Below are 778 nucleotides of genomic sequence, written 5' to 3'. Positions count from 1 at the left end.
CAAGAATCTTTTGATCTTTCTACTTTAAACACACAAATAAATGCTACTGCAACTATTGAATATTATTCAGATGCTGCACTTACGAATCCAATTACAAACATTTCAAATTATACGGTTTCTGGAAATCAAATTGTATATGTAAAAGGTTCCGATGTGAATGGGTGTGAAAATACGATGCAGATTGATTTTAGCTTAAATTCTCAGTTAAACTTAAATCCTGTTGGACCATTTGAACTTTGTGATAATGATGGAAATAATCAAGAATCTTTTGATCTTTCTACTTTAAATACGCAAATAAATGCTGCTGCAACTATTGAATATTTCTCTGATGCAGCTTTGACAAATCCAATTACAAACAGTTCTAATTATATAGTTTCTGGAAATCAAATTGTATATGTAAAAGGTTCGGATGTGAATGGTTGTGAAAATACGATGCAGATTGATTTTTCTTTAAATTCTCAGTTAAATTTAAATCCTGTTGGACCTTTTGAACTTTGTGATAATGATGGAAATGGACAAGAATCTTTTGATCTTTCGACTTTAAACACACAAATTAATGCTGCTGCAACCATTGCATATTTTTCAGATGCTGCACTTACGAATCCAATTACAAACATTTCAAATTATACCGTTTCTGGAAATCAAATTGTGTACGTAAAAGGTTCGGATGCAAATGGATGTGAAAATACGATGCAGATTGATTTTAGTTTAAATTCTCAGTTAAATTTAAATCCTGTTGGACCTTTTGAACTTTGTGATAATGATGGAAATGGACAAG

The 778-nt window shown here is 30.8% G+C and carries 1 protein-coding gene; it reads left to right on the top strand.

Features of this window, described 5'->3' with window-relative positions; genetic code table 11:
- A partial coding sequence (locus tag I0K12_RS22230; protein WP_196887822.1) for a hypothetical protein occupies positions 1–778 on the top strand: 778 nt, incomplete at both ends.

This window comes from Aureivirga sp. CE67, assembly GCF_015767245.1.
Taxonomy (GTDB): domain Bacteria; phylum Bacteroidota; class Bacteroidia; order Flavobacteriales; family Flavobacteriaceae; genus Aureivirga.
This window is presented reverse-complemented; position numbering and strand designations above follow the sequence as displayed.